2 protein-coding genes are annotated in these 3414 nt (G+C 71.4%); one reads left to right on the top strand and one right to left on the bottom strand.

Annotation, left to right across the window (positions count from 1 at the left end):
• Positions 1-7: 7 nt before the first annotated feature.
• The gene (locus EPO55_RS26040) at positions 8-1237 is read right to left on the bottom strand and encodes an IS110 family transposase (protein WP_296340540.1); all 1230 of its coding nucleotides are present in this window, start codon (positions 1235-1237) and stop codon (positions 8-10) included.
• Positions 1238-1563: 326 nt separating this feature from the next.
• On the opposite strand from EPO55_RS26040, the gene mobF reads away from it, so the two are divergent.
• On the top strand, positions 1564-3414 hold a 1851-nt coding region (gene mobF, locus EPO55_RS26035; RefSeq protein ID WP_296340542.1), incomplete at its 3' end, for a MobF family relaxase.

The following is a 3414-nucleotide window of genomic DNA, read 5'->3' as shown; positions in this document are numbered from 1 at the left end:
CCCTAGTTCAGGCGACAGGGTCGAGCACGACGGTGTGGCCGAGCCGTTCGAGCTGGGCGACCAGGCGCCGTGCGTGCGCCTCGTCGTTGCGCTTGGACAGCCAGTCAGGGCCGAGGTCTTGGTAGGGCTCGTCGCGCACGAGCATCCAGTAGGCGGACACGAGCATGGAGTGCGCGACGGCGACCGCGGCTCGACCGTGTCCTCGCCGGGAGGCGATCCGCTTGAACTGCGAGGCCAGGTAGGTGTTCTTCGTGCGCGACGCGGAGTTCGCGGCCTCGACCAGCATCGAGGTCAGGAACTTGTTGCCGCGACGGGATCCCGCCGGCGTTCGCTTCCCGGCCGACTCGTGGATCGCGGGGGCAAGACCGACCCACGCAGCGAGGTGCTCAGGGGACCCGAACTTCGACATGTCTGCACCGGTCTCGGCGATGAAGACCTGCGCAGTCACCAACCCGACACCCGGGATGGTGCGCAGCAGCTCGAGCTGCCGCGCGAACGGCACCATCCGGATCTCGAGCTCGGCGTCGATGCGCCGAAGCCCGGCCTCGGTCTGCTCCAGCTTGGTGAGCAGCTGCCCCACGATCGCCGCGTGGTGATCGTCGAAGCGCCCGGTCAACGCCTCGGTCAGATCCGGGATCTTGCGCCGCAGCGTCGAGTGCGCCATGTCGGCCATCACCGCCGCGTCCCGCTCACCGGCGACCAGCGCAGCGAGCATCTCCCGCGACGACGTCCCGGTGATGTTGGACGCGACCACCGACAGCTTGATCGAGGCGTCCTCGAGCAGCTTCTCCAACCGGCCAGCGTCCCGGGTCCGGTCCCCCATGAGCTGGAGCCGGTAGCGGGTCAGGTTCCGCAAGGTGCGGACCTCCGGCGGCGGCACGAACGACGGACTCACCAGCCCATGCTCGAGGAGCTGAGCGATCCACTCCGCATCCCGCACGTCGGTCTTGCGACCCGGGACCGCCTTCATATGCGCGGCGTTGAGCAACCAGCACTCCATCCGCTCCTCCAGGCAGTAGAAGATCGGCTTCCAGTACGTAGCCGTGGACTCCATCGCCGCCAGCGTCACACCGCACTCCTCGAGCCAGTCCGCCATCACCACCAACGACCTGGTCATCGTCCGGAACGTCCGAGTCTCCGACGCCCGCTTGCGCCCCGTGCCCGGCGTCCGCACGCACACCGTCACCGTCGCCTTGCCGACATCGATCCCGGCAACCCGGTCGAACAGCACATCCATCACGACCACCTCCGCGCTCATCGATGAAGCGCCACCCGGAGGGACCTCTGCCATGGATACAGACCCACGTGCTCGCAGCAACAATCAGACACACCCGAGGTCCCCGCACCGGACTCTTCTTCGGGCTCCGGCACCAGAGTGAAACGGCGTCGCCGAGCGGCCCCACCATTCTCATCCTCACAACCCGACGATCAAGATCGTCAGCGCGGACTCCTCTGGCTCCAAGGAGCGGACGGCCGCTGACGGCGCGCTTTCGACATCGGATGACGCGCATCTTGAGGTGTGGATGATCTCGCGCGCCGCGCTCTTGGGAGCGCTGTGTCGTGATGTCCATGGCGCGGATGTCCGCGGGCGCGGGGTACCAGTACCTGTTGCGCCACACCGCGTGCGGTGATGTGCAACGGGACCCTTCGACGCCGTTGACGGCGTACTACACGGCGTCGGGCTATCCGCCCGGGTCCTGGTACGGCGCCGGGCTCGCCGGCCTCGGGATCGCGTCCGGCGCGACGGTGACCGAGGAGGGCATGGCCCGTCTCTACGGCCACGGCCAGCACCCCACCAGCGGGACGCCGCTGGGCCGCCCCTACCCGGCGTTCCGCAGCCAGGCGCAGCGGATCGCCGACTCCGTCGCGGCGCTGCCGGAGTCGATGACGGACTCCGCCCGCGCTGCCGCGGTCGAGGCGATCACCCGCCTTGAAGGCGCGCGCCGGCCGCGGGCCGCAGTTGCCGGGTTCGATCTCACGTTCACCGCACCGAAGTCGGCCAGCGTTCTGTGGGCGTTGGCCGACCCCGACATCCAGGCCATGGTGGCGGCTGCGCACCGGGCGGCGGTCCGCGACGCGCTCGCGTTCCTGCAGGACCGGGCCCTGTTCACACGGGTCGGGCGCAACTCGATCGCGCAGGTCCCGACCCGGGGGATGGTCGCCGCGCTGTTCGACCATTGGGACACCCGCACCGGCGACCCGAACCTGCACACCCATGTCGTGGTCGCGAACAAGGTCCAGGGCCTGGACGGGGTGTGGCGGTCGCTGGACTCCCGGGCCCTGCACCACGCCGCGGTCGCGGTGTCCGAGCTCTACGACGACCTGCTCGCCGACCGCCTCACGACCGCCCTCGACCAGAACGTCGGGCACCGTGGCGGGTCGTCGTGGGGGTGGCGGGACCGCGGACCGCGGCGCACCCCGGCGTTCGAGCTCGACGCCGTCCCCGACGACCTGCTCGGCGAGTTCTCGACCCGGTCGGCGGCGATCGCCACCGCGATGACCGACGCCCTGGTCGACTTCCACGCCGCGCACGGACGCGGACCCAACCGGGCGGAGACAACCCGGCTGCGCCAGCGGCTGACCACCGCAACCCGCCCGGCCAAGACGATGCGACCGCTGCCCGAGCTGATGGCATGGTGGCGCTCGCGGGCCCGCCGCCTGCTGCGCCGCGCCCCGCACCCCCTGCTCGCCCCGGCGTGGAGCGCCAAGCACGCGGCAGCACCGGCTTCAGGCGCCGCTTTTGGTCGCGGCCGCAGCCGCGTCGGAGTCGGTCACGACACTGACGGAGTCACGGGGGCACTCCGTGACGGACTCCGTCACGGACTCCGTCACGAGAACCTGACCAGCGACGACACCTCCACCGTCAGCAACCGACGCCGGCGCGGCACGGCACGAGTCGGCGGGACGCCCCGAAGCCGCCTGCACCAACGCCCCACCCACGCAGCCCGTCCGAGCGTCACCGACGACGTTGTCGAGCACCTCGCCGCGGTAGCCCTGGACTCGGTGCTGGCGAGGCGCTCGACGTGGACCCGGTGGAACCTGCTCGCCGAGGCAGCGCGCGCCACCCGCGGTCTGCGGCTGCCGGACGCGGCGGAGCGGATCGCTCTGCACGACCGCGTCGTCGCGACCGCCCTTGCCGGGTGCGTGCCGTTGACCGGCCCGGACCGGTGGACCGTGCCGGAGGGGTGGCGCCGCCCCGACGGCACCACGGCGTTCGACCGGCCGGACGAGGACCGGTTCAGCCACCGGATCATCCTGGACGCGGAGACCCGCCTGCTGGCAGCCGCCGACGACAAGCACGCCCCCGGCGTGGACGAGACGGTCGCCCGCACCGCAGCGGTCGCGGTCCAGCCACCCCGCCACCGCAGGGGTCGCCACGTGCGCCTGGCCAGCGACCAGGTCGACGCCGTCGTC

This window comes from Reyranella sp., from assembly GCF_004296935.1.
In the GTDB taxonomy this organism is placed as follows: domain Bacteria; phylum Pseudomonadota; class Alphaproteobacteria; order Reyranellales; family Reyranellaceae; genus Reyranella.
This window is presented reverse-complemented; position numbering and strand designations above follow the sequence as displayed.